This window comes from Microbacterium sp., assembly GCF_035687345.1.
Classification (GTDB): domain Bacteria; phylum Actinomycetota; class Actinomycetes; order Actinomycetales; family Microbacteriaceae; genus Microbacterium.
Genome location: NZ_DASRXZ010000117.1, coordinates 1 through 22,740 on the forward strand (window position 1 = coordinate 1; position 22,740 = coordinate 22,740).

The following is a 22,740-nucleotide window of genomic DNA, read 5'->3' on the forward strand; positions in this document are numbered from 1 at the left end:
TGGCCCTCTCAGATCGCCTTGGGACGGGCGACCCGAGAGGGCCGACTGCTCACCGGGGATGCTCGAAACTCGCTGGGGTCGAGTAACGCTGTCTGGGGTCAGCGCGAGCCATCTCCGCTCGGGAGCTGATTAAAGGCTAAGTGAGTGCAAGGTTTCCGTCTGTCCCCTCTTCGGGGGACACTCATGAGAGGACTCTCACTTAGCGGGATGAAACCGCGGTCGAAGGGCGCTGAACGGACTCACATTACCCCGCTGACCGGGATGGAGTACAGAGGAAGCTGATTCAGTAAAGGAGGAACTGCTTCGACGTCGTCGACGCGAACCCGCCGATCTCGACGCTCAAGTGGTACGAGGCGCCGCCTCCCGCGGCCCGCTGACGCTCCGCGCTGCTGCACGTCGAGACCGACGAGCGCGTGCGATCCCACACCAGGGGCGCGGCGCTCGCGACGGACTGACCGGCCTTGAGCGTGACGACGACGTCACTCGGCTCCGACTGGCAGTCCGTCGAACGCCACCACGTGTCGCTGCCGCTCGTGATGACGAACGACTGGGTGGCGGTTCCCACGTTGATCGTGCAGTCGTTCGCCGAGACGTTCGTGAGACGGATCGACAGCTGCGGGTTCTGCCCCGACGCATACGTGTCCTGGTCGGTGACGGCCTCGACCGTCACATCCGGCGCACGGCACGGCTCGATCGCCGGCGTGGTGGGCGGAGGCGCCGCCTCTTCGGGGGTCGTGGACGGCGTCTCGGGCCCGGGTTCCTCCGGCGCGGGCGTCTGCGAGCCGCCGGTCTCGGGAACGGGAATCGCCGTCGTCGCATCCGCTGTTTCGATGCTCGACGGGGTCGGCGTCGAAGCGGGTGCGAACGCGTCTGCCCAGCTGCGCCACGGCTGCGCGATGAGGAGCCAGATCGCCGCGATCACGATCACCAGGCCCAGCAGCACCGTCAGCCGCCGGCGCCGATACACCGCGGGCGGATGCCGCCGTCGCCGTGTCGTGCCGCTCATGCGTCCAGGGTAGGTCGGGCCCCGCGCCCCACCCCGGCGGCACGCCCGTGTTCAGCGCGTGCGGAGGCCGTCGAGCGCGACCGCGAGCACGTCGTCGGCGAGCTCGTCGGCACCCTCGGGACCGGTTGGCCGGTACCACTCGACGATCGAGTTGACCATGCCGAACACGAGACGGGTGGCGACGGATGCCTCGATGTCGGAGCGCACCGACCCCTCGGCCTGCGCTTCACGCACGAGCGCGGTGATCGCGTGGTCGAAGGCGCGGCGGCGCTCGAGCGCCGACCGCTCGACGGCGCTGTTGCCTCGCACACGCAGGAGAAGCGTCACGTACGGAAGACGCTCGACGAGCACGCGCACCGCCCCGCGGAGCACGAACGCCAGCCGCTCGGTCGCGGTTCCCTCGGTCGCCTCCGGCTCGGTGAGCACCCCTTCGAGTGCGCCGAGCGCCTGTTCGAGCGCGACGCCGAGAAGCTGCTCCTTGGAATCGAAGTGGTGGTAGAGCGCCGACTTCGACAGCCCGAGCCTGTCGGCGAGGGCCGCGATCGAGGTGGCGTCGTACCCGTGCTCGTTGAAGACGGCGACGGCGACGTCGAGCACCGCGTCCTGGTCGTAGCCCGGGCGGCCTCGGCGCGAGGCGAGGGGAGGCTCGGCGGCGGTCGTCACGCGCTCCAGTCTGTCACCGGCGGTGGCGGATGAGGGTCGCGTCTGCCATAATTCCTGAACGATCGGTAAGTAATGACGATCGAGAGGACGACGATGCCCGAGCCCGCGACGCGCGTCTGCCTGCGCGTCGAGCGACTCGGCGATCGGGTGGTCGCGACCCTCGACCGTCCCGAAGCCCGCAACGCGATCGACCAGTCGATGATCGACGCCCTTCACGCGCTGTGCGAAGAGCTCGAGGCCTCGCCCGCGGTGCTCATCCTCACGGGCGCCGGTGGCGTGTTCGCATCCGGCGCCGACATCGCGCAGCTGCGCGAGCGCCGGGCCGACGACGCACGGCGCGGCATCAACGCGCACGCCTTCCGTCGTGTGAAGGCGCTGCCGATGCCGGTCATCGCCGCGATCGACGGCTGGGCCCTCGGCGGCGGCGCCGAGCTCGCGTACGCCGCGGACCTGCGCATCGGCACCCCGCGCATGCGCATCGGCAACCCCGAGACCGGCCTCGGCATCATCGCGGCCGCGGGTGCCACGTGGCTGCTGCCGCGGCTCGTCGGCGACGCGCGAGCGAGCGAGCTTCTCTACACGGGCCGCGTGCTCGACGCCGAGACGGCCCTCGCGTGGGGCCTCGTCTCGTCGCTCCACGAACCCGAAGACCTTCTCCCCGCCGCACACGCGCTCGCCGACCGCATCGCCGCGAACGACCGGCTCGCGACGATGCACACGAAGCGCGCGCTGCTCGCTCCCGCAGAGGCACACCCTGACATCGAGCTCGAACTGCAGGCAGAGTTGTTCGAAAGTCCCGAGAAGTTCCGCCGCATGACCGAGTTCCTCGAGAGGAAGAAGCGATGAACTCCGTTGACCCTTCGTCTCGCTTCGCTCGCTCAGGGCCCGAAGGGTGGGGCGCCGCGCGCTCGCCCGGAGCGAGCCCTTCGCCTCACGGCGCCACGCGCGCCGCGACCGCGGAGTCCGCCGAATCCGCGCCGACCCGGGTGCCGGCGCGCGTCGGCGTGCTCGGCGGCGGCAGGATGGGCTCCGGCATCGCGCACGCGTTCGCGGTGGCGGGCGCGCGCGTGATCGTGGTCGAGCGAGACCGCGAATCGGCGGATGCGTCGGGCCGCCGCATCCGTGATTCCCTCCGCCGCACGGCCGAGCGCTCGGCTGCGGCGGGCGAGCCGCTCTCTCCTCTCGACGCGCTGTCGTCGGCGTTCACGATCACGACCGACGTGTCGCTGTTCGAGTCGTGCGGCCTGGTGATCGAGGCCGTGCCCGAGGACCGCGCCCTCAAGGCCGCCGAGCTCGCACGGGCCGAGGCCGCGATCGCCTCGAACGCGGTGCTCGCGACGAACACGTCGTCGATCCCGATCGAGGCCCTCGCCGAAAGCCTCGCGCGCCCGGAGCGCTTCCTCGGGCTCCACTTCTTCAACCCCGTGCCCTCGTCGCAGCTCGTCGAGATCATCGTCGGCTCCGCCACCGACTCCGCGGTGGTCGACGAGGCGTACGGCTGGGTCTCCGCTCTCGGAAAGCGCCCCATCGTCGTGCGCGACAGCCCCGGGTTCGCATCCAGCCGGCTCGGCGTGATGCTGGGGCTCGAGGCGATCCGCATGCTCGAGGAGGGTGTCGCGAGCGCGGAAGACATCGACGCCGCGATGGAGCTCGGCTACCGGCATCCGATCGGGCCGCTGCGGACGACCGACATCGTCGGACTCGACGTGCGCCTCGCGATCGCCGAAGAGCTCGAGCGCACGCTCGGCCCGCGCTACTCCCCGCCCGAGCTGCTGCGCCGCATGGTCGCCGAGGGCGACCTCGGGCGCAAGAGCGGCCGCGGCTTCTACGAATGGAACAGCAGATGACACAGATCGTGGCGAGCTACCTGCGCGACGAATGGTGGACACCCGATGCCGCGACCGACGCGACGGTCGTGCGCGACGCGTCGACGGGCGACGAGGTCGCCCTCGTGAGCGCAGCGGGCGCCGACATCGCGGGCGCGCTCGACTACGCGCGCACGATCGGCCAGCAGAGCCTCGCCACGATGACGTTCCATCAGCGGGCACTCCTCCTCAAGCAGTTCGCCCAGGCGCTCACCGAGCGCAAGGCGGAGCTGTACGAGCTGTCGAAGCACGCCGGCGCGACGCAGCGCGACGCGATGATCGATGTCGACGGCGGCATCGGGGTGCTGTTCACGTATTCGTCGAAGGGGCGCCGCGAGCTTCCGAACGCGTCGGTGATCGTCGACGGCCCGGTCGAGATGCTGTCGAAGGACGGCTCATTCCTCGGACGGCATATCTATACGCGCCTGCCCGGCGTCGCGGTGCAGATCAACGCGTTCAACTTCCCCGTGTGGGGTGCGCTCGAGAAGTTCGCGCCCGCCTTCCTCGCGGGCGTGCCGACGCTCGTGAAGCCCGCCACCCCGACCGCGTACATCGCCGAAGCGTGGGTGCGCATCCTCGTCGAGTCGGGGCTCCTTCCGGCGGGATCGCTCCAGCTCCTGAGCGGTTCCGCGCACGACCTCCTCGACCACCTGCGGCTGGGCGACCTCATCGGATTCACGGGGAGCGCGTCGACCGCCGAGCGCCTGCGGGGGCATCCGAGCGTCCAGACCGGCGGCGTGCGCTTCACGGTCGAGACGGACTCGATCAACGCGTCGGTGCTCGGCCCCGACGCCGAGCCGGGAACCCCGGAGTTCGACGCCTACGTCAAGCAGCTCATGGTCGAGCTCACGAGCAAGACCGGTCAGAAGTGCACCGCCATCCGGCGGGCGATCGTGCCCGAGGCATCCGTCGACGCCGTCGTCGAAGCGCTGCGCACCGCGATCGAGAGCCGCGTCGTCATCGGCGACCCCCACAACGAGTCCGTGACGATGGGACCGCTCGTGTCGACCGAGCAGCGCGACGACGTGCTGCGGCAGGTCGCGGCGCTCGAGTCGGCGGGCGGCCGCGTGCTCGTGGGATCGACGGATGCCCCCGCCGTCGTCCACGCCGACGGCACGGTCGCCTCGGCGCCCGAGGGTGCGTTCGTGGCGCCGATCCTCGTGGGCTTCGGGCACGACGCGCCCGACGCCGTGCACGAGGTCGAAGCCTTCGGGCCGGTCGCGAGTCTCCTTCCCTACTCGACGCTCGACGAGGCGGCCCGCCTCGTCGACCGCGGCGGAGGCTCGCTCGTCACGAGCGTCGCGACGAACGATCCGTCGGTCGCGGTCGAGCTGCTCTCGCGCATCGGCGCGTACAACGGCCGCGTCCTCTTCCTCAACCGCGACAACGCCCGCACGTCGACGGGCCACGGCTCGCCCGTGCCGCACCTCGTGCACGGCGGCCCGGGCCGCGCGGGAGGCGGCGAGGAGCTCGGCGGCATCCGCGCGGTGCTCCACCACATGCAGCGCACGGCCGTGCAGGGGTCGCCCGAGATGCTGACGGCGCTCACCGGCGTGTGGCACGAGGGTGCGCCGGCGCGTCAGGACGTGCATCCGTTCCGCAAGTCGCTCGCCGAGCTGCGCCTCGGCGACCAGTTCGCCTCGGAGCCCCGGCCCGTCACACTGGAGGACATCGAGACGTTCGCGCACTTCACGGGCGACACGTTCTACGCGCATATGGACGAGGATGCGGCATCCGCCAACCCGTTCTTCCCGGGCCGGGTCGCGCACGGGTACCTGCTCGTCTCGTGGGCCGCAGGTCTCTTCGTCGATCCCGACCCGGGACCCGTGCTCGCGAACTACGGCCTCGAGAACCTGCGGTTCATGACCCCCGTGTCGCCCGGCGACGAGATCCGCGTCGTGCTGACCGCGAAGCAGATCACCCCGCGCGAGACCGAGGACTACGGCGAGGTGCGCTGGGACGCGGTCATCCGCAACCAACGCGACGAGACGGTCGCGACCTACGACGTGCTCACCCTCGTCGCGAAGGAGAACGCCGCGGTCGCGACCGCCTGACCCCCCGCCTAGACCTGAGCCAGACCCTGAGTCGAGGTGCTCGTGAAGGCGCCCGACCAGAACCACAGCCCCGTGAAGGCTCCGCGGAACCAGATGTCGTTGCCCTCGACGCGCTCACCTCGCGTGAAGCCGTTGAACGTGCCCGTGATGCCCCGCGCGAGCGAGCCGCGGATCGGAGCCTGACGCGTCGGAGCCGTGCGCCCGTTGACGAACGCCTTCGCGACGCGCTGGTCGGACGACAGCACGGCAGGCCGGCCGCCGATGCGCCTCGCGATCCACGAGACGGGGTCCACCGTCTTCTGGAGCGCGCCGTTGCGGAAGAACCGGACCTCGACGTGGTCGCACTTGCCCTGCGCGTTGCCGCTGTCGCCCATCAGGCCGATGAGCTGACCCGCGACGACGTGTGATCCCTTGCTCACGCGGAGTGAGCCTTCCTTGATGTGCATCCGCACGATCGTCACGATGTGCCCGTCGATCTTGCTCGGCAGATCGATCGCGACCGAGACTCCTGCGGCGGGGGTGAGCACGCCGGCGAACGTCACGCGCCCGGGTTCGATCGCGCGAAGCTCGCTGTAGCCGATGAAGTCCGCGCCCGCGTGCGTGCGGCCCTGCCCCCGCGGAGCGCCGAACTGTCCCCCGTTCGAGACGGTCGGCTGAATCGCCAGACCGTTCCCCCAGACCGTCATGTCCTTCTCCTCACAAGCCGCAGGCCGGATCCGGAGCGTCGGATGCAACGGGCGGCGCTGCGTGTTCCTGCAAGAGGTGAGGGGTGAGCGACGCCGGTGATACCGGCTGGGGGCGGGATCAGGCGGCGCGGGCGCGGTGGCGCGGCATCCGTCTCAGCCCTTCGGCAGTGTGCGGTCGGTGGTGAGCGATCGCCCGCGGAACTCGGCCACGACGTCTCCCGCGTCGTCGGTCACGGTGACGTCGTAGAGGCCCGAGCGCCCGTTGCGGATGCGGCGGCGGGCGGTCGCGGTGAGCTTCTGCCCCGCCTGCGTCGACTTCAGGAACGTGATGTCGGCTCCCTGCGAGACGGTGATGCGCTCGTCCTCGTTGCACGCGATCGCGAAGGCGGTGTCGGCCAACGCGAAGACGATGCCGCCGTGCGTGATGTGGAAGCCGTTCGTCATGTCGTCGCGCACGACCATGCTCACGACGGAGTGGCCCGGCTCGTCGCGCTCGACCACCATGCCGAGCGCCGCGGATGCGAGATCGCGCTCCATCATGGCGCGGGTGGGGCGTTCGGATGCCGCACCCGCGGGGTGGGGATCGGTCGGTTGCGTCATCCGTCTGCACTTCCGGTCGGGGGTCGTCGCTGGCGCCGGGTTTCACGAGGGAGCCTAGTCGCGGTCACCGCGGGGCGAGCTAGCCGCCGTGCATGCATTATGCATGCACGGCGGCTAGACTGACGTCATGCCCGTGACGATCACCGTGCGCAACGTGCCCGACGAGGTGCGCGACGAGCTGGCCGCGCGTGCCGCGCGGTCGGGCCGGTCCCTCCAGGAGTACCTGAGCCTCCACCTGCGACGCCTGGCCGAGACGCCGAGCGCGGCCGAAGCGATCACGCGGGCGCGCCTCAACGCGAGCTCGTACCCCGACCTCACGATGGACGAGATCGTCGAGGCCGTGCATGCCGAGCGGCGCTGACGAAGGCGGTGAGCTCGTCGTCATCGACGCCTCGGTGGTGATCGCGCTCGTGACGTCGCGGGCTGCCGCGGCATCCGCTCTCGCCGCCCGCCTCGCGCCCACGACGATGCACGCACCGCACCTTCTTGCCTCCGAGGTCGACAGCGGGCTGCGCGGGCTCGTGCTCGGCCGCCGTCTCACGCCCGAGCAGGGCGACGCAGCCCGGCGCGTCGCGCACGGCATGCCGATCGAGCTGTGGCCGTGGCCGGTGCTCACCGATCGCGCATGGGAGCTGCGTGCGAACCTGTCGAGCTACGACGCCGGATACGTCGCACTCGCCGAGCACCTGGACGCGCCGCTCATCACGGGCGACGTCAGCATCGCGCGGGCTGCGGGCGTCGGGTGCCGCGTCGAGGTCTTCCGCTGATCGCGCGCGCGGACGGCCCGGGGTGACACCCGTCCGCCGGGTGGTGGCATAATAACTGAACGAACGGTCTGTAATTCGGATCGAGGATCCGTCAGGAGTCGACGATGACCACCACCACCCTCGACGAAGCGGTCGAGCGCTCTCCCGAAGAGGCGGCGTTCGATGCCATCATCGAAGCCGACTCGCGCGTCGAGCCCCGCGACTGGATGCCCGAGGCGTACCGCAAGACGCTCATCCGGCAGATCTCGCAGCACGCGCACTCGGAGATCATCGGCATGCAGCCCGAGGGCAACTGGATCACGCGGGCGCCCAGCCTCAAGCGCAAGGCGATCCTCATGGCGAAGGTGCAGGACGAGGCCGGGCACGGGCTGTACCTCTACTCGGCGGCGCAGACCCTCGGCATCACGCGCGACGAGATGACGCAGCAGCTCATCGACGGGCGCGCGAAGTACTCGTCGATCTTCAATTACCCGACCCCGACGTGGGCCGACATGGGCGCGATCGGCTGGCTCGTCGACGGCGCCGCGATCTGCAACCAGGTCCCCCTGTGCCGCGCATCGTACGGACCGTACGCGCGCGCGATGATCCGCATCTGCAAGGAGGAGTCGTTCCACCAGCGGCAGGGGTTCGAGATCCTGCTCACGCTCATGCAGGGCACCGAGGCGCAGCGCGAGATGGCGCAGGACGCCGTCGACCGCTGGTACTGGCCGTCGCTCATGATGTTCGGCCCGCCCGACGACGAGTCGCCGAACTCGGCGCAGTCCATGGCGTGGAAGATCAAGCGCTTCTCGAACGACGAGCTGCGCCAGCGCTTCATCGGGATGCTCGTGCCCCAGGCCGAGATCCTCGGAGTGACGCTCCCCGACCCGAACCTCCGCTGGAACGAGGAGACGGGCCGCTGGGACATGAGCGAGATCGACTGGGACGAGTTCCGCGAGGTGCTCGCCGGTCGCGGCCCGTGCAACGCCGAGCGCCTGCAGCGACGCCGCGACGCGCACGAAGAGGGCGCGTGGGTGCGGGAGGCCGCGGCGGAGTACGCCCGGAAGCAGGCCGCGAACGCAGGGAAGGCGGTGGCGTGATGGCGACCCCTGGAGCGGACCAGCGCGAGACCTGGCCCCTGTGGGAGGTGTTCGTGCGCGCGAACCGGGGCCTCAGCCACGTGCACGCCGGGTCGCTGCACGCGCCCGACGCCGAGATGGCGCTGCGCAACGCCCGCGACCTGTACACGCGCCGCGGCGAGGGCACATCGATCTGGGTCGTGCCGGCGGATGCCATCACCACGAGCGACCCCGACGCGAAGGGCGCGTTCTTCGAGAGCCCCGCCGGAAAGAACTACCGGCACGCGGTGTACTACACGGCGTCCGAGGGGGTGCCGCACCTATGAGTGAGCCCACCCCCACCACGGCCGCACCGCACGACCCCCCGCACGGCGAGGTCACCGTTGACCGGATCGCCCTCGCAGCCGAGCTCGCGGGCGAGGACGGGCGCGCGGCATCCGCCGAGATCGCCGAATACGCGCTGTGGCTCGGAGACGACGCACTCATCCTGTCGCAGCAGCTCGGGTACTGGATCGCTCGGGCCCCCGAGCTCGAGGAGGACGTCGCCCTCGCGAACATCGCGCTCGACCTGCTGGGGCACGCCCGGTCGCTGCTTCACTACGCCGGCTCCTACGACGGGCGATCCGAGGACGACCTCGCGTACTGGCGCGATGAGCGCGACTTCCGGTGCGCGTGGCTGTTCCAGCAGCCGAACGGGGACTTCGCCCACACGATCGCGCGGCAGCTCGCGGCATCCGCGTACTGGTTCGAGCTGTATTCGGCGCTGCGCGCATCGACGGATCCGACGCTCGCGGCGGTCGCCGACAAGGCCCTCAAGGAGGTCGACTATCACCGCGACCACGCCGTGCAGTGGACGCTGCGCCTCGCGGGCGGAACGGACGAGTCGCGGCGGCGCATGATCCGGGCGATCGGGGATGTGTGGCCGTACGTCGACGAGCTGTTCCGCGACGAGCCGCTCACCGACGACCTCGCCGAGCAGGGCGTCGCGGTGCGGCCGTCGACCCTACGGCCGGGCTTCGACGAGGTCGTCGCCGAGGTGTTCGCCGAGGCGGAGCTCGAGGTGCCCGACCCGAACGCGAAGGGCGCGTTCGTCTCAGCCGGCGGTGGGCGCCACGGCCGCCACTTCTCGGCGCTCGGACACCTGCTCGCCGAGATGCAGGTGCTCGCGAGACAGCACCCGGGGGCGACATGGTGACGACCGCGCTCGACTCCCGGCTCGCCGTCGCTCGTGAGGTCGCGGCATCCGTGTGCGACCCCGAGGTCCCCGTGCTGACGATCGCCGATCTCGGAGTATTGCGCGACGTGCGCGTCGACGCCGACGATCCCACGCGTGCCGTGGTGACGATCACGCCGACGTACTCCGGATGCCCTGCGATGGATGCGATCCGCGACGACCTCGTGCTCGCCCTGACCGACGCCGGCTTCGAGCACGTCGAGGTTCGCACGGTGCTCGCTCCGGCGTGGACGACGGACTGGATGACGGATGCCGCGAAGCAGAAGCTCCGCGAGTTCGGCATCGCCCCGCCGACGGGCCGCGCGGCCGCACGCGGGCCGATCCGCGTCGCGCTGGGCGTGAAGTGCCCGCGCTGCGGATCGCTCGACACACGCGAGGTGTCGCGGTTCGGGTCGACATCGTGCAAGGCGCTGTTCGAGTGCCGCTCGTGCCTCGAGCCGTTCGACTGGTTCAAGGTGCACTGATGGAGGCACGGCTTCCGCACGCGCCCGCGACCGACGAGCGCTCGACGCTCGACAACGCGCCCGAACTCGCCGAGGCGTTCCTCGCGAGCGCCGTCGGCGGCACGCGCACGGGGCGCGCACGATTCCACGAGCTCGAGGTCGCCGACGTCCGGCCGCTCACCGACGACGCGATCGAGGTGACGTTCGCCGTGCCGGAAGAGCTGCGGGGCGAGTTCGACTACCTCGCCGGGCAGCACGTCGCGCTGCGCACGCACCTCGACGGCCAGGAGGTACGCCGGTCGTACTCGTTGTGCCGGCCGCCGGCGCGGGGCGCGGCATCCGGAACCGGATCGATCAGCATCGCCATCAAGCGCGACATCGGCGGCCGCTTCTCGACGTGGGCGCACGGCAGCCTCACACCCGGCGACCGCCTCGACGTCATGAGCCCGCAGGGCTCGTTCACGTCGGCGCTCGCCGACCTCGACGGGCGCCACGTCGCCGGCATCGCCGCGGGCTCGGGCATCACCCCGCTCATGGCGCTCGCCGCGACCGTGCTCGCGCGCTCCGACACGTCGCGGTTCACGCTCATCTACACGAACCGCTCCACGAGCGACGTGATGTTCCTCGAGGAGCTCGGCGAGTTGAAGGACCGCTACCCGGCCCGGCTCGCACTGCACCACGTGCTCTCGCGCGAGCAGCGCACGGCTCCCCTGCTGTCGGGCCGCATCGACGAGCCGAAGCTGCGGACGATGCTCGATCTGCTCGTGCCGCCCGAAACGGTCGACGAGTGGTTCCTGTGCGGACCGCTCGATCTCGTGCAGCTGTGCCGCGACGTGCTCGCCGACGTCGGCGTCGACCGCGCGCACGTGCGGTACGAGCTCTTCACGACCGGCGAGCCCGGGCAGCCGACGCCCGTCGCACCACGCACCGTCGAGGTGCGTCGCGGAGAGCCCGTCGTCACGGTCGAACTGACGCTCGACGGCGTCTCGTCGACGGTCGAGAGCCCCGTCGACGCGCACGAGACGATCCTGAACGCGGCGCTGCGCGTGCGCCCGGATGCGCCCTTCGCCTGCACCGGCGGCGTGTGCGGCACGTGCCGCGCGAAGCTCCTCTCGGGATCGGTGCGGATGACGGAGAACTGGGCACTCGAACCCGACGAGCTCGAGCGCGGGTACGTGCTCACGTGCCAGTCCCACCCGACGACCGACCGCGTCGTCGTCGACTACGACGGATGAACGGAGTCCCATGATCGACCTCACCATCGACGACGACGTCGCCACGGTCGTTCTCGACAACCCCGAGAAGCTCAACGCGCTCGGGGAGCAGGCGCTCAAGGACCTCGGGGCGGCATACGACGAGGCCGAGGCATCCGGGGTCCGCGCCCTCGTGCTCCGCGGGGAGGGACGCGCGTTCTGCGCCGGTCGCGACATCTCGGGCGTCGACCCCCGCGACGACGACGTCATGGGGTACCTCGTCGGACTCGTCACGCCACTGCTGCGGCGCATGTCGGCGTTCCCCGCACCGACGTTCGCGGCCGCACACGGCGCGTGCCTCGGCGTGGGACTGGGCCTACTCATCGCGACGGACGTCGTGTACGTCGCCGACACCGCGAAGATCGGCTCGCCCTTCGCGGCGCTGGGCGCGACACTCGATTCGGGTGGACACGCGCTCTTCTTCGAGCGGCTCGGCGCGCACAAGACCCTCGACCTCATCTACACGGGACGCCTCATGTCGGGCACGGAGGCCGTCGCATCCGGCCTGTTCTCGCAGGTGTTCCCGGCGGACGAGGTCGTCGCGGCGACCGAGTCGGCGGCGAAGAAGGCGGCGGATGGCGCGACCGGCGCCTTCCTCGCGAGCAAGGAGCTCGTGCGGCGGCTGCGCGACGAGCGGCTCGGGCTGTGGGACGCGGTCGACATCGAGAACGCCGCGCAGGCCGCGCTGTGCGACACGGACGACTACCGCGAAGGGTTCGCCGCGTTCCAGGACAAACGGAAGCCGGTGTTCCGCGGGCGGTAGATCGCGGGGACGCTTCGACGGGCTCAGCGATCGGGGGGACGACGCTTCGACGGGCTCAGCGACCGGGGGGGACGACGCTTCGACGGGCTCAGCGACCGGGGGACGACGCTTCGACGGGCTCAGCGACCGGAGGACTCCTCCGGGTCGAGCACCTTCAGCATGCGGGTGTTGCCGAGCGTGTTCGGCTTGACGTGGGCGAGGTCGAGGAACTCGGCGACACCTTCGTCGGGGCTGCGCACGAGCTGCGAGTAGACGTCGGGGTCGACGATCATCTCGCCGATCGGCGAGAACCCGCGGCGCTCGAAGAACTCGACCTCGAAGGTGAGGCAGAACAGTCGCTTGAGGCCGAGCTCGCGCGCATCCGCCTCGAGCCGCTCGACGAGCGCCCGCCCCACTCCGCGATGAAGCCACTCGTCGATGACGATGAGCGTGCGGACTTCGCCGAGGTCCTCCCACATGACGTGCAGGGCGCCGCATCCGATCAGCCGGCCGTGCGCGTCCTCGGCGACGACGAACTGCTGCGTCGACTCGTACAGCACGACGAGGTCCTTGCCGAGCAGGATGCGCCGCTGCACGTACGGCTCGAGCATCGACTGGATGCCCCGGATGTCGGCGGTGCGCGCCCGCCGGACCGTGAAGTCGCTCACGCGTTCAGCCTAGAGCGGTCACCCGCGCATGAGCCGCGCGACGTGCTCGCCGATGAACACCGCCGTCGCGAAGGGACCCCGCGACGGGACATCCGGGAGCATCGACGTGTCGGCGACGCGCAGTCCCTCGACGCCGTGCACGCGTCCTTCGCCGTCGAGCACGGGACCCATGGGCGCCGATCCGCACAGGTGGATTGCCGTGCCGAGGTGCGCGCGCATCCACGCGTCGAGCCGCGCGTCGTCGTCGAGGGTCGCGTCGTCGAGCTCGGTGAGCCGGTCCAGCAGGCCGTCGAATGCGTCCGAGCGCAGGAGCGCGGCGGCCGTGCGGATGCCGACGCGCATGCGCGCCAGGTCGGACTCCTCCTCGAGGTACCGGTAGTCGATGCGCGGCGGCGCGGTCGGGTCGTCCGACTGGAGCGTGATCGACCCGCGCCCCTCCGGCCGCTGCAGGCCCACGATGAGCTGCAGGTCGTCCGCGTGCGCGAGCTGGGCCGCCATACGACGGGCCGACGCCCCCATGACCCCGCGAAGGGTGCGAATCGGATGCCGCGCCACCGCCCGCAGGCCGCTGGCGAACGTCCGCGTGGACCCGGTCAGCAGGTATCCGAGCGGCTTGACCGACAGCAGCACCTCGAGGTCGCCGTCCTCGCCGCCCGGTGCCCCGGACGAGAAGTTGAGCGCCGTCGGGAACGCGAACCGCTCGCCTGGGTCGAACACGGGCCGACGCGCCTTCCACCCGACCGCGATGTCGGGGTGGTCGCTGAAGGCCTCGCCCACGGGCAGGTCGCTCACGACCCGCACCCCAACCGACTCGAGGTGCGCGCGGGGACCCACCCCCGACGCGAACAGCAGGTGCGGCGTGCCGATCGCGCCCGCGCACAGCACGACCTCGTCACCCTCGATCACGCCGGACGTCGTCTCGACGCCCACCGCACGCGAACCCTCGAAGCGCACGCGCAGCACACGCGTGTCGGCGACGATCCGCAGGTTCGGCCGATCGCGCGCGCCAGCAAGGTACGCGAGCGCCGTGTTGACGCGCACCCCCTCGATGACGTTCGCGGGCACCGGTCCGATCCCCGGCGCACCCGGCGCGTTCTTGTCGGGCTCCTCCGTGAAGCCGAGCTCGCGCGCTGCCGCCGTGAACGCGCGCGCGACGACGCCGTCCTGCCGGGGGCGTGCGACGGGCATCGGCCCCGACGAGCCGTGACACTCTCCCGGCCCGAAGTCGCGGTCGCTCTCGAGCGCCTTCAGCACGGGCAGCGCCCTCTCGTACGACCATGCGGGGCCGGCGGCATCCGCCCATCGTTCGAAGTCGCCGGGACGCGCCCGCACGAAGTACCCGCCGTTGATCGCACTCGAGCCGCCGAGCACGCGTCCGCGCGCGATCGTGTACGGCAGGTCGGGCGTGAGGTGACCGAGATACGACCAGCTGAACGGATGCCCCGGCATCGCGCCCTGGACGGTCGTGCCGTCCAGCAGGTCTGCCGGGAAGCGCTCGGGCGCGGGGCCCGCCTCGACGAGCACGACCTCGCGATCGGGGTCCTCGCTCAGCCGGGCCGCGAGCGGCGCACCGGCGGCGCCGCCGCCCACCACCACGACCCGCGTCATGCGGCGCTCGAATACGCCGCGGCGAGACGCCGGAACGAGGCGTCGAGCAGCTCCAGCAGGTCGGCGTCGTCGTGCGCGAGCCACTGCTCGTACGCGGCGAGGCACAGTCCGAGGCACGACCACGCGATCGCCTGCGGCGTGAGGGAGTCGATCCCGACGCCGAGGCGCCGGGCGACGTACTCCGCGATGACCTGGCGCCACGACGCGTAGCGCAGCGTCGAGTGCGCGACGAGGCTCGGCACGTTCAGCAGCAGCCACATGCGCTCGCGGTGGAATGTGAGCTCCTCGTCGGGGAAGCGGTTGAAGTCGACGACGGCCTCCCGCAGCGCATCCATGAGGGGGATGTCGTCGGGCATCGCCGCCAGGTGCGCGCGCATCTCGTCGAGGAGCCTGTCGAAATCACCCCACGGCAGGTCGTTCTTCGACGCGAAGTAGCGGAAGAACGTGCGGCGGCCGATGCCGGCCGCCCGGACGATGTCGTCGACCGTCGTCTTGTCGAACCCCCGCTCGAGGAACAGCCCCAGGGCGAGGTGGCTCAGTTCGCCGTGGGTGGTGACGGGGGCACGGCCCATGCGAGCGCGTTGCGACTCGGGTGCGGGGGCGGGGGCATCCGCTTCGAGACGATCCGCGTCGAGCGTCATTCGTCCTCCTCATGGCGCCGCGATTCTGGGCGGCTTCCGATAGGTGGGAGGCCCTTCGGCAAGGGACTCTTCCAATCGGCACTCGGTGTCATTAGTATCGCCCGCATCGGGGCATCGAAGAAGATGACCAGCCCCACGAAGGAGCATCCCATGGACTCGAAGCAGATTGTGGCAGAACCCGAGAGCGCTGCGCAGGACGTCATCGAGGTCGACACGCTCGTCGAGGAAGTCTCGATCGACGGCATGTGCGGCGTCTACTGACAAGCGCCGCAAGACCCGTGAACCCCGACTCGGCGTGGCGCCTGCACCCTCAGGTCTCGGTGAGGCCTGAGCCGTTCGGCGCCCTGCTCTACCACTTCGGCACCCGCAAGCTGTCGTTCCTCAAGGACCGCACACTGCTCGCGATCGTCGAAGGCCTCGCCGATGCACCCAGCGTGCGCTCGGCGTGCGAGGCCGCCGGCGTCGCGCCGGACCAGTATGGCCGATACCTGCGGGCGCTCGACACGCTCGCCGAGTCACACATGATCCAGGAGCGCGCAGCAGCATGACGATCGCCCTCGACGCACCGACGCGTCCCACGACGGGGACGCGGCTCGTCGACCTGTTCGAGTTCGGGCTCGACTCGCCCATCTGCCTCACGTGGGAACTCACGTACGCGTGCAACCTCTCGTGCGTGCACTGCCTGTCGAGCTCCGGACGCCGCGACCCGCGCGAGCTGACGACCGAGGAGTGCAAGGCCGTCATCGACGAGCTCGAGCGCATGCAGGTCTTCTACGTCAACATCGGGGGCGGCGAGCCGACCGTGCGCCCTGACTTCTGGGAGCTCGTCGAGTACGCCACCAGCCACCACGTGGGCGTCAAGTTCTCGACCAACGGGGTCAAGATCACGCCGGATGTCGCGGCGATGCTGGCCGCGAACGACTACGTCGACGTGCAGATCTCGCTCGACGGCGCGACCGCCGACGTCAACGACGCGATCCGCGGTCCTCGGTCGTACGAGACCGCGATGCGGGCGATGCAGAACCTCGCGGACGCCGGCATGAAGAACTTCAAGCTGTCGGTCGTGTGCACGCGCACGAACATTCCGCAGCTCGACGAGTTCAAGGCGATCGCCGACCGCTACGGCGCGCAGCTGCGCCTCACCCGCCTGCGCCCTTCGGGCCGCGGCGCCGATGTGTGGGACGAGCTCCACCCCACCGCTGGGCAGCAGCGCGAGCTGTACGACTGGCTCGTCGCGAACGGCGAGAACGTCCTGACGGGCGACTCCTTCTTCCACCTCTCCGCCTACGGGCAGGCGCTGCCCGGCTTGAACCTGTGCGGCGCGGGCCGCGTCGTGTGCCTCATCGACCCTGTCGGCGACGTCTACGCATGCCCGTTCGCCATCCACGACGAGTTCCTCGCGGGCAACATCCGCCAGCCCGGCGGCTTCGAGCGCGTGTGGCGCGAGTCCGAGCTGTTCACGCGCCTGCGTCAGCCGCAGTCGGGCGGAGCATGCTCGTCGTGTCAGTTCTTCGACACGTGCAAGGGCGGCTGCATGGCCGCGAAGTTCTTCACGGGCCTGCCGCTCGACGGGCCCGACCCGGAGTGCGTGCGCGGCTTCGGCGAGGAGGCGCTCGCGAAGCACAAGGACTCCGGCGGCGGCATCCCGAAGCCGTCGGGCGACCACTCCCACCGGACTTCCCCGCCCCGGCCCCGCTCCGGCACGGGCCCCGTGCGCGTGACCATCCAGCGTAGGAACGACCTCTCCCGCCCGCCCGTGAGTGCGTGCGAGGAGAACCCGCTCGCGGGATTCGTCCCGCAGCAGACCACAGGCGCCGATGGGCGCCAACAGGAGGGCAGCCGCTCCAGCCACGCGTAAGACCCGAGCAACCACGAGACGCCCGCGACGAGGCGGGCGCCGAAGTGGGGTGCGGTCTCCCGCGGGGCCGCTCCGGTTCGCCCTCGATGAGAGAGGGAGGACAAGAGATGGCAGGAGTTCTCGAGGGCAAGGTCGCCTTCATCACCGGCGCAGCACGAGGGCAGGGACGCTCGCACGCGATCCGCCTCGCGCAGGAGGGTGCCGACATCATCGCCGTCGACATCTGCTCGCAGATCGAGACGGTCGGCTACCCGATGTCGACGCCGGACGACCTCAAGGAGACGGTGAGCGCGGTCGAGGCGCTCGACCGGCGCATCTTCGCGGCGCAGGCCGACGTGCGCGACCGCGAGTCGCTGCAGAAGGCGTTCGACGAGGGCACGGCCCAGCTGGGCCCCGTCGACATCGTGCTCGCCAACGCGGGCATCGCCCCGCTGTCGCTCGAGCCGTCGCCGCAGGAGTGGTACGACGTGCTCGACGTCAACCTCACGGGCGTCTACCACACGATCGAGGTCGCGAAGCCGTCGATGATCGAGGGCGGTCGCGGCGGCGCGATCGTCATCACGAGCTCGACGGCGGGCATCAACGGCATCGGCGGAGACACCCCGGGCGGGCTCGGCTACACGGCGTCGAAGCACGGCGTCGTCGGCCTCATGCGCTCGTATGCGAACACGCTCGCGCCGCACAGCATCCGCGTGAACACCGTCCACCCGACAGGTGTCAACACGCCCATGGTGGTCAACGAGGTCATGCAGAAGTTCCTCGAGCAGGACCCGCAGATGGGTCAGGCGATGGCGAACGCCCTGCCCGTCGACATGATCGAGGCCGTCGACATCTCGAACGCGATCCTGTTCCTCGTCTCGGATGCGGGCAGGTACGTCACGGGCGTCACACTGCCGGTCGACGCCGGATTCACGAACAAGCGCTGAGGCATCCGCCAACGGAGGCGGAGATCAAGGGGAGGAAACAGAGATGGCAGGAAGAGTCGAAGGCAAGGTCGCCTTCATCACGGGAGCCGCCCGCGGACAGGGTCGGTCCCACGCTGTGCGACTCGCGCAGGAGGGCGCCGACATCATCGCGGTCGACCTGTGCGACACGATCCCGAACGTCGCGTACCCGTCCGCGACACCGGAGGATCTCGCGGAGACGGTGCGACAGGTCGAGGCGCTCGACCGGCGCATCGTCTCGGCGCAGGTCGACGTGCGCGACGGCGCGGCGGTCAAGAAGGCCGTCGAAGACGGCGTCGCACAGCTCGGGAAGCTCGACATCGTCGTCGCGAACGCGGGCATCTGCGTCATGACCACGTGGGACGAGACCTCCGAGGAGGTCTGGGACCAGACGATCGACACGAACCTCAAGGGCGTGTGGAACACCGTGCGGCACACCGCGCCGCACCTGGTCGAGGGCGGCGGCGGTTCGATCATCATGACGAGCTCCGCCGCGGGCCTGAAGGGACTGCCGTTCCTCACGGCCTACGTCGCATCGAAGCACGGCGTCGTCGGGCTCATGCGGGCGTTCGCGACCGAGCTGTCGGAGCACGGCATCCGCGTCAACTCCATCCATCCGACGGGCGTCGACACCCCGATGGGACAACTCGGCGACCCGGAGAAGGCGACGAAGATCCAGGAGATCATGGCCGCACACCCGCGGCTCATGCCCATGATGTCGAACCTGCTCCCCATCCAGATGACGGAGCCGATCGACATCTCGAACGCGGTGATCTTCCTCGCCTCCGACGAATCGCGCTACGTCACAAGCCTCGCGATGACGGTGGACGCGGGCAACACGCAGTACTGAGAAGTCCGGATGCCGCGGACGTCGGAGCGCGGCATCCGGCACACCCCCATCTCGACGAGGAGGAAGGGAATCGGAAATGGCAGGAAGAGTCGAGGGCAAAGTGGCCTTCATCACGGGCGTCGCGCGCGGCCAGGGTCGGTCGCACGCGATCCGGCTCGCGCAGGAGGGCGCCGACATCATCGGGATCGACGTGCTGGAAGAGGTCCCGGGCGCGCCCTACGGACCGGCCACGCAGGAGGACCTCGCAGAGACCGTGCGCCAGGTCGAGGCGCTCGACCGCCGCATCGTCGCGACCAAGGCCGACGTGCGCGACTTCGACGCGCTCAAGTCCGCCGTCGACGAGGGCGTCGCCCAGCTCGGGCGGCTCGACATCGTCGCCGCGAACGCCGGCATCTCGACCGCGATGGCCCCGGCCGAGGAGCTGTCGGAGGAGATGTGGGTCGACATGGTCGACGTCAATCTCAACGGCGTATGGCGCACGTGCAAGGCGGCGATCCCCCACCTGAAGGCATCGGGCGGCGGGTCGATCATCATCACGAGCTCCGACGCGGGGCTGTTCGCGTTCCCGAACATCGCCCACTACGTCTCCGCAAAGCACGGCGTCGTGGGCCTCATGCGCACGCTCGCGCTCGAGCTCGCGCCGCACATGATCCGCGTCAACAGCGTGCACCCGACGGTCGTGGACACGCCGATGGTCAACAACGACGCGACCTATCGGCTGTTCCGGCCCGACCTCGAGAACCCCACCGTCGACGACTTCAAGGAGGCGGCGGCCGGCATCAACGCGCTGCCGATCCCGTGGGTCGAGCCGGTCGACATCTCGAACGCGGTGCTCTGGCTCGCCTCGGATGAGGCTCGCTACGTGACGGGCGTGCCGCTGCCGGTCGACGCCGGTGCGGCCGTGAAGTGACCTGATCGAGTGGATCGAAAGGAGAACACCATGGGACGACTGGACGGAAAGGTCGCATTCATCACGGGCGCGGCCCGCGGGCAGGGTCGCTCGCACGCGATCCGCATGGCCCAGGAGGGCGCGGACATCATCGCGGTCGACCTCGCGAAGCAGATCGACACCGTGCCGTACGGCATGGCGACGGCGGACGACCTCGCCGAGACGGTGCGCCAAGTCGAGGCGCTCGACCGCCGCATCGTCGCGAGCGAGGCGGACGTGCGCGACTACGAGGGGCTGAAGGCGGCGCTCGACGAGGGCGTGGCCCAGCTCGGGCGGCTCGACATCGTGTCGGCCAACGCCGGCATCTTCTCAAACGCGACCGCCGAGGAGCTGACCGACGAGGCGTGGAACGACATGATCGCCGTCAACCTCACGGGCGTGTGGCACACCGCGAAGGCCGCGATCCCGCACCTTCGGGCCGCAGGCGGCGGATCGATCATCATCACGAGCTCGACGGCGGGGATCAAGGGGTTCCCGAACTTCGTGCACTACGTCGCGTCGAAGCACGGCGTCGTCGGTGTCATGCGCACGCTCGCGCTCGAGCTGGCACCCGACAACATCCGCGTCAACACGGTGCATCCGACGAGTGTCGACACCGACATGATCCAGAACGACGCGCTCTACGCGCTGTTCATGCCGGATCTGCCGGAGGACCAGCGCACGAAGGACGAGTTCCGCGGGCGCATGGAGACCATGAACGCGCTACCGGTGCCGTGGGTGGAGCCCGTCGACATCTCGAACGCCGTCCTGTGGCTCGCCTCGGACGAATCGAGGTACGTGACGGGCGTCCAGCTGCCGGTCGACGCGGGGTCGACGCAGAAGTGAGCGAGACGGATGCCGCACCCGTCGCCGCCGGGGAGCACACGCTTCCCGGCGGCGACGCCGCATCGCTGCGCGAGAGCCGCGAGCGCATCGCGCGCCACATCGTCGGCCGCGAGCGCGAGCTCGAGCTGACCCTCGCCGCCGTGGCGGCCGGCCGCGACATCGTGCTGGAAGGCCCTCCGGGCACGAGCAAGACGACGATGCTGACCGCGATCACGCGGGAGTGGGGCATCCCGCTGCTGTTCGTCGAGGGCAACGCCGACCTCACGCCCGCGAAGCTCGTCGGGCACCACAACCCGGCGCGCGTGCTGCGCGAGGACTACTCGGCCGACAACTTCGTGCCCGGTCCGCTCGTCGAGGCGATGCAGCACGGCGGGTTCCTCTACATCGAGGAGTTCAACCGCGCCCCCGAGGACACACTCAACACGCTGCTCACGGCGATGGCGGACCGCTCGATCGCGGTGCCGCGGGTCGGCCGCATCCGCGCTCTTCCGACATTCCGCGTGATCGCGTCGATGAACCCGTACGACAACGTCGGCACGACGCGGCTCTCCACGAGCGTGCACGACCGACTCAACCGGCTCGCTGTCGACTACCAGAGCGCCGAGGCCGAAGAGGAGATCGTGCGACTGCGGACCGGGGCATCGGGTCCTGTCGGCGAGCAGCTCGTCGGCGACGCCGTCGCCGTGACGCGCGCGACCCGCGAGCACGAGGACGTCCGGCAGGGCTCGAGCGTGCGCGGCGCGATCGACACCGTGCTCGTCGCGCAGCGACTCGCCGCGCTGCGAGGGCTCGACGACCCGGAGGACGCGGACTACCCCGAGATGGTGTTCGACGCGATGATCGTCGCACTGTCGGGCCGCATCCACCTCGACGAGGCCGCCGAGACGACGCCCGAGCGCGTCCTGCGCGAGCTGTGGGAGGACCGGTTCATCCTGCATCCGCACCAGGCCGCCCCGGGGTGAAGAGAAGTCGCGGCGGACTCGCCGATCCAGCGGCGCAGCAGCAGGCGCACCGCCGCTCGCGGCGCGCCGTTGCGCCGGCGGCCGAAGGAGCTCGAGGAGCCGCCGCAGGCGTTCGATCTGTCTCGCGGCGCCGCGGGCGCGGTCGTGATCGGCTCGGGTGGCACGCGGAGGCCGGCGAGCGCGATGCCCGGCGGGCGCGCTCGCGCCGTGACCGTCGAGCACGGGAGCATCGTCCCGGTTCCGGATGAGGCGGTCGATCTCGACCCGCAGGTGCGCGCGCGGGCGCGGCAGATCGCGGCGCGCCTCGCGGTTCCCCGCGCTCGACGGGACGTGACGTCGCGCCGCGGCGTCGGCGACCTCGCGAGCGTGCCGTACCGCGGAGCATCCGACGACATCGACCTCGACCGCACGATCGAGGTGCTCGCCGAACGCCCGATCCCCGAGGACGAGGACATCATCGTGCGCGAGCGCGTGCGCACGAAGCGGTCGGTCGTGCTGCTCGTCGACGTGTCGGGCTCGATGCGGGGCGAGCGGATCCGCACGGCCGCGGCGACGGTGGGCGCGCTCGCGGGCGAGCTGCATCGCGACGCCCTCGGCGTGATCGCGTTCTGGTCGGATGCCGCGATCCTGCTCGGCCTCGGCAACGAGGTCGTGCCCGACCGCGTGCTCGACGCCCTGCTGCGGCTGCCCGCGCGGGGTCTCACGAACGTCGCTTTCCCGCTCGAGCTCGCCGCGAAGCAGCTCGCGCTCGCGCCCGTGCGCGACGCGCGTGCGATCCTCCTGTCGGACTGCGTGCACAACGCGGGGCCGGACCCGCGACCGTTCGCCGCGCGGCTCCCGCGGCTCGACGTGCTGCTGGACGTGTCGGGCGAGAACGACCTGGAGCTCGGTCGCGAGCTCGCGGCGCGCGGGCGGGGCCTGTGCCGCGTGATCCGCAGCCACCGCGACGTCGCGCCCGCGCTCAGTGCGATGTTCGCGGGGTAGCGCCGGGGACCGCTTCGTCTCGTCGCTGCGCTCCTCGCTCAGCGACCGGGGGAAGGCGTGAGAGAGCGCAGCGAGCCGAA

27 protein-coding genes are annotated in these 22,740 nt (G+C 70.6%); 20 read left to right on the forward strand and 7 right to left on the reverse strand.

The annotated features are described in order from the left end of the window. Window positions 1-283: 283 nt before the first annotated feature. Together VFF97_RS12670 and VFF97_RS12675 are read right to left on the reverse strand one after the other, a co-directional pair. A complete protein-coding gene (locus VFF97_RS12670; RefSeq protein WP_325033852.1) occupies window positions 284-1,006 on the reverse strand; it encodes a hypothetical protein in 723 nt (240 codons plus the stop codon). Between the two features lie 51 nt (window positions 1,007-1,057). Next, complete coding sequence (locus VFF97_RS12675) at window positions 1,058-1,669, reverse strand: TetR/AcrR family transcriptional regulator (protein ID WP_325033853.1); 612 nt, start codon at window positions 1,667-1,669, stop codon at window positions 1,058-1,060. 72 nt (window positions 1,670-1,741) lie between these two features. Here VFF97_RS12675 and VFF97_RS12680 point away from each other — a divergent pair, with 72 nt between their 5' ends. Genes VFF97_RS12680 through paaZ form a run of 3 tightly spaced genes read left to right on the forward strand, consistent with a single transcriptional unit; the run spans window position 1,742 to window position 5,588 of the window. Next, a complete protein-coding gene (locus tag VFF97_RS12680) occupies window positions 1,742-2,515 on the forward strand; it encodes an enoyl-CoA hydratase/isomerase family protein (protein WP_325033854.1) in 774 nt (257 codons plus the stop codon). Then, window positions 2,512-3,516: a 3-hydroxyacyl-CoA dehydrogenase family protein gene (locus tag VFF97_RS12685; protein ID WP_325033855.1), complete on the forward strand. Its 1,005-nt coding sequence runs from the start codon at window positions 2,512-2,514 to the stop codon at window positions 3,514-3,516. The genes VFF97_RS12680 and VFF97_RS12685 overlap by 4 nt, the downstream gene beginning before the upstream one ends. After that, complete coding sequence (gene paaZ / locus VFF97_RS12690; RefSeq protein ID WP_325033856.1) at window positions 3,513-5,588, forward strand: phenylacetic acid degradation bifunctional protein PaaZ; 2,076 nt, start codon at window positions 3,513-3,515, stop codon at window positions 5,586-5,588. The genes VFF97_RS12685 and paaZ overlap by 4 nt, the downstream gene beginning before the upstream one ends. An 8-nt stretch (window positions 5,589-5,596) precedes the next feature. Here paaZ and VFF97_RS12695 read toward each other — a convergent pair whose 3' ends face one another. Together VFF97_RS12695 and paaI are read right to left on the reverse strand one after the other, a co-directional pair. Further along, window positions 5,597-6,274 carry a peptidoglycan DD-metalloendopeptidase family protein gene (locus VFF97_RS12695; RefSeq protein ID WP_325033857.1) on the reverse strand — a complete coding sequence of 226 codons (678 nt, stop codon included), beginning with the start codon at window positions 6,272-6,274 and terminating at the stop codon, window positions 5,597-5,599. A 153-nt stretch (window positions 6,275-6,427) separates the two neighbouring features. Next, on the reverse strand, window positions 6,428-6,874 hold the full coding sequence (gene paaI, locus VFF97_RS12700) for a hydroxyphenylacetyl-CoA thioesterase PaaI (RefSeq protein ID WP_325033858.1): 447 nt from the start codon (window positions 6,872-6,874) through the stop codon (window positions 6,428-6,430). 127 nt (window positions 6,875-7,001) lie between these two features. Here paaI and VFF97_RS12705 point away from each other — a divergent pair, with 127 nt between their 5' ends. The 8 genes from VFF97_RS12705 to VFF97_RS12740 all read left to right on the forward strand — a co-directional run bounded on the left by VFF97_RS12705 (window position 7,002) and on the right by VFF97_RS12740 (window position 12,392). Further along, on the forward strand, window positions 7,002-7,235 hold the full coding sequence (locus VFF97_RS12705; RefSeq protein ID WP_325033859.1) for a FitA-like ribbon-helix-helix domain-containing protein: 234 nt from the start codon (window positions 7,002-7,004) through the stop codon (window positions 7,233-7,235). Next, complete coding sequence (locus tag VFF97_RS12710; RefSeq protein ID WP_325033860.1) at window positions 7,219-7,641, forward strand: type II toxin-antitoxin system VapC family toxin; 423 nt, start codon at window positions 7,219-7,221, stop codon at window positions 7,639-7,641. Before VFF97_RS12705 ends, VFF97_RS12710 begins: the two co-directional genes overlap by 17 nt. Window positions 7,642-7,745: 104 nt before the next feature. Beyond that, window positions 7,746-8,720 carry a 1,2-phenylacetyl-CoA epoxidase subunit PaaA gene (gene paaA / locus VFF97_RS12715; RefSeq protein WP_325033861.1) on the forward strand — a complete coding sequence of 325 codons (975 nt, stop codon included), beginning with the start codon at window positions 7,746-7,748 and terminating at the stop codon, window positions 8,718-8,720. Next, on the forward strand, window positions 8,720-9,025 hold the full coding sequence (gene paaB, locus VFF97_RS12720; RefSeq protein ID WP_325033862.1) for a 1,2-phenylacetyl-CoA epoxidase subunit PaaB: 306 nt from the start codon (window positions 8,720-8,722) through the stop codon (window positions 9,023-9,025). The genes paaA and paaB overlap by 1 nt, the downstream gene beginning before the upstream one ends. Further along, window positions 9,022-9,894 carry a 1,2-phenylacetyl-CoA epoxidase subunit PaaC gene (paaC, locus tag VFF97_RS12725; RefSeq protein ID WP_325033863.1) on the forward strand — a complete coding sequence of 291 codons (873 nt, stop codon included), beginning with the start codon at window positions 9,022-9,024 and terminating at the stop codon, window positions 9,892-9,894. Before paaB ends, paaC begins: the two co-directional genes overlap by 4 nt. Continuing rightward, window positions 9,888-10,397, forward strand: coding sequence for a 1,2-phenylacetyl-CoA epoxidase subunit PaaD (gene paaD / locus VFF97_RS12730; RefSeq protein WP_325033864.1), 510 nt, complete (start codon window positions 9,888-9,890; stop codon window positions 10,395-10,397). The genes paaC and paaD overlap by 7 nt, the downstream gene beginning before the upstream one ends. Then, complete coding sequence (paaE, locus tag VFF97_RS12735; protein ID WP_325033865.1) at window positions 10,397-11,611, forward strand: 1,2-phenylacetyl-CoA epoxidase subunit PaaE; 1,215 nt, start codon at window positions 10,397-10,399, stop codon at window positions 11,609-11,611. Before paaD ends, paaE begins: the two co-directional genes overlap by 1 nt. 10 nt (window positions 11,612-11,621) lie before the next feature. Further along, window positions 11,622-12,392, forward strand: a complete 771-nt coding sequence (locus tag VFF97_RS12740; RefSeq protein ID WP_325033866.1) for an enoyl-CoA hydratase/isomerase family protein — start codon at window positions 11,622-11,624, stop codon at window positions 12,390-12,392. Window positions 12,393-12,511: 119 nt separating this feature from the next. Here VFF97_RS12740 and VFF97_RS12745 read toward each other — a convergent pair whose 3' ends face one another. Genes VFF97_RS12745 through mftR form a run of 3 tightly spaced genes read right to left on the reverse strand, consistent with a single transcriptional unit; the run spans window position 12,512 to window position 15,288 of the window. Then, the gene (locus VFF97_RS12745) at window positions 12,512-13,039 is read right to left on the reverse strand and encodes an amino-acid N-acetyltransferase (protein ID WP_325033867.1); all 528 of its coding nucleotides are present in this window, start codon (window positions 13,037-13,039) and stop codon (window positions 12,512-12,514) included. 18 nt (window positions 13,040-13,057) lie between these two features. Beyond that, window positions 13,058-14,647: a GMC family oxidoreductase N-terminal domain-containing protein gene (locus VFF97_RS12750; RefSeq protein WP_325033868.1), complete on the reverse strand. Its 1,590-nt coding sequence runs from the start codon at window positions 14,645-14,647 to the stop codon at window positions 13,058-13,060. Beyond that, complete coding sequence (gene mftR, locus VFF97_RS12755) at window positions 14,644-15,288, reverse strand: mycofactocin system transcriptional regulator (RefSeq protein ID WP_325033869.1); 645 nt, start codon at window positions 15,286-15,288, stop codon at window positions 14,644-14,646. The genes VFF97_RS12750 and mftR overlap by 4 nt, the downstream gene beginning before the upstream one ends. 150 nt (window positions 15,289-15,438) lie before the next feature. Between mftR and mftA the strand changes: the two genes are divergently transcribed. The 9 genes from mftA to VFF97_RS12800 all read left to right on the forward strand — a co-directional run bounded on the left by mftA (window position 15,439) and on the right by VFF97_RS12800 (window position 22,660). Further along, window positions 15,439-15,549 carry a mycofactocin precursor MftA gene (gene mftA / locus VFF97_RS12760; RefSeq protein ID WP_325033870.1) on the forward strand — a complete coding sequence of 37 codons (111 nt, stop codon included), beginning with the start codon at window positions 15,439-15,441 and terminating at the stop codon, window positions 15,547-15,549. A gap of 17 nt (window positions 15,550-15,566) precedes the next feature. Continuing rightward, a complete protein-coding gene (gene mftB, locus VFF97_RS12765) occupies window positions 15,567-15,836 on the forward strand; it encodes a mycofactocin biosynthesis chaperone MftB (protein WP_325033871.1) in 270 nt (89 codons plus the stop codon). Next, on the forward strand, window positions 15,833-17,146 hold the full coding sequence (gene mftC / locus VFF97_RS12770) for a mycofactocin radical SAM maturase (RefSeq protein ID WP_325033872.1): 1,314 nt from the start codon (window positions 15,833-15,835) through the stop codon (window positions 17,144-17,146). The genes mftB and mftC overlap by 4 nt, the downstream gene beginning before the upstream one ends. A 107-nt stretch (window positions 17,147-17,253) precedes the next feature. Further along, on the forward strand, window positions 17,254-18,072 hold the full coding sequence (locus VFF97_RS12775) for a mycofactocin-coupled SDR family oxidoreductase (protein WP_325033873.1): 819 nt from the start codon (window positions 17,254-17,256) through the stop codon (window positions 18,070-18,072). Between the two features lie 43 nt (window positions 18,073-18,115). Beyond that, the gene (locus tag VFF97_RS12780) at window positions 18,116-18,940 is read left to right on the forward strand and encodes a mycofactocin-coupled SDR family oxidoreductase (RefSeq protein ID WP_325033874.1); all 825 of its coding nucleotides are present in this window, start codon (window positions 18,116-18,118) and stop codon (window positions 18,938-18,940) included. Between the two features lie 76 nt (window positions 18,941-19,016). Continuing rightward, window positions 19,017-19,850: a mycofactocin-coupled SDR family oxidoreductase gene (locus tag VFF97_RS12785; protein WP_325033875.1), complete on the forward strand. Its 834-nt coding sequence runs from the start codon at window positions 19,017-19,019 to the stop codon at window positions 19,848-19,850. Window positions 19,851-19,880: 30 nt separating this feature from the next. Further along, complete coding sequence (locus tag VFF97_RS12790) at window positions 19,881-20,714, forward strand: mycofactocin-coupled SDR family oxidoreductase (protein ID WP_325033876.1); 834 nt, start codon at window positions 19,881-19,883, stop codon at window positions 20,712-20,714. Further along, window positions 20,711-21,676, forward strand: a complete 966-nt coding sequence (locus tag VFF97_RS12795) for a MoxR family ATPase (RefSeq protein WP_325033877.1) — start codon at window positions 20,711-20,713, stop codon at window positions 21,674-21,676. Before VFF97_RS12790 ends, VFF97_RS12795 begins: the two co-directional genes overlap by 4 nt. Before the next feature lie 69 nt (window positions 21,677-21,745). Continuing rightward, entirely contained in the window at window positions 21,746-22,660 is a 915-nt protein-coding gene (locus tag VFF97_RS12800; RefSeq protein WP_325033878.1) for a vWA domain-containing protein, read from the forward strand. The last annotated feature ends 80 nt before the right edge of the window (window positions 22,661-22,740 follow it).

Bases quoted from the DNA above. Each gene is read 5' to 3' on its own strand.
- VFF97_RS12670 (WP_325033852.1), bottom strand. From the start codon at position 1,006: ATGAGCGGCACGACACGGCGACGGCGGCATCCGCCCGCGGTGTATCGG.
- VFF97_RS12680 (WP_325033854.1), top strand. From the start codon at position 1,742: ATGACGATCGAGAGGACGACGATGCCCGAGCCCGCGACGCGCGTCTGC.
- VFF97_RS12685 (WP_325033855.1), top strand. From the start codon at position 2,512: ATGAACTCCGTTGACCCTTCGTCTCGCTTCGCTCGCTCAGGGCCCGAA.
- paaZ (WP_325033856.1), top strand. From the start codon at position 3,513: ATGACACAGATCGTGGCGAGCTACCTGCGCGACGAATGGTGGACACCC.
- VFF97_RS12695 (WP_325033857.1), bottom strand. From the start codon at position 6,274: ATGACGGTCTGGGGGAACGGTCTGGCGATTCAGCCGACCGTCTCGAAC.
- paaI (WP_325033858.1), bottom strand. From the start codon at position 6,874: ATGACGCAACCGACCGATCCCCACCCCGCGGGTGCGGCATCCGAACGC.
- VFF97_RS12705 (WP_325033859.1), top strand. From the start codon at position 7,002: ATGCCCGTGACGATCACCGTGCGCAACGTGCCCGACGAGGTGCGCGAC.
- VFF97_RS12710 (WP_325033860.1), top strand. From the start codon at position 7,219: ATGCCGAGCGGCGCTGACGAAGGCGGTGAGCTCGTCGTCATCGACGCC.
- paaA (WP_325033861.1), top strand. From the start codon at position 7,746: ATGACCACCACCACCCTCGACGAAGCGGTCGAGCGCTCTCCCGAAGAG.
- paaB (WP_325033862.1), top strand. From the start codon at position 8,720: ATGGCGACCCCTGGAGCGGACCAGCGCGAGACCTGGCCCCTGTGGGAG.
- paaC (WP_325033863.1), top strand. From the start codon at position 9,022: ATGAGTGAGCCCACCCCCACCACGGCCGCACCGCACGACCCCCCGCAC.
- paaD (WP_325033864.1), top strand. From the start codon at position 9,888: ATGGTGACGACCGCGCTCGACTCCCGGCTCGCCGTCGCTCGTGAGGTC.
- paaE (WP_325033865.1), top strand. From the start codon at position 10,397: ATGGAGGCACGGCTTCCGCACGCGCCCGCGACCGACGAGCGCTCGACG.
- VFF97_RS12740 (WP_325033866.1), top strand. From the start codon at position 11,622: ATGATCGACCTCACCATCGACGACGACGTCGCCACGGTCGTTCTCGAC.
- VFF97_RS12750 (WP_325033868.1), bottom strand. From the start codon at position 14,647: ATGACGCGGGTCGTGGTGGTGGGCGGCGGCGCCGCCGGTGCGCCGCTC.
- mftR (WP_325033869.1), bottom strand. From the start codon at position 15,288: ATGACGCTCGACGCGGATCGTCTCGAAGCGGATGCCCCCGCCCCCGCA.
- mftA (WP_325033870.1), top strand. From the start codon at position 15,439: ATGGACTCGAAGCAGATTGTGGCAGAACCCGAGAGCGCTGCGCAGGAC.
- mftC (WP_325033872.1), top strand. From the start codon at position 15,833: ATGACGATCGCCCTCGACGCACCGACGCGTCCCACGACGGGGACGCGG.
- VFF97_RS12775 (WP_325033873.1), top strand. From the start codon at position 17,254: ATGGCAGGAGTTCTCGAGGGCAAGGTCGCCTTCATCACCGGCGCAGCA.
- VFF97_RS12780 (WP_325033874.1), top strand. From the start codon at position 18,116: ATGGCAGGAAGAGTCGAAGGCAAGGTCGCCTTCATCACGGGAGCCGCC.
- VFF97_RS12785 (WP_325033875.1), top strand. From the start codon at position 19,017: ATGGCAGGAAGAGTCGAGGGCAAAGTGGCCTTCATCACGGGCGTCGCG.
- VFF97_RS12790 (WP_325033876.1), top strand. From the start codon at position 19,881: ATGGGACGACTGGACGGAAAGGTCGCATTCATCACGGGCGCGGCCCGC.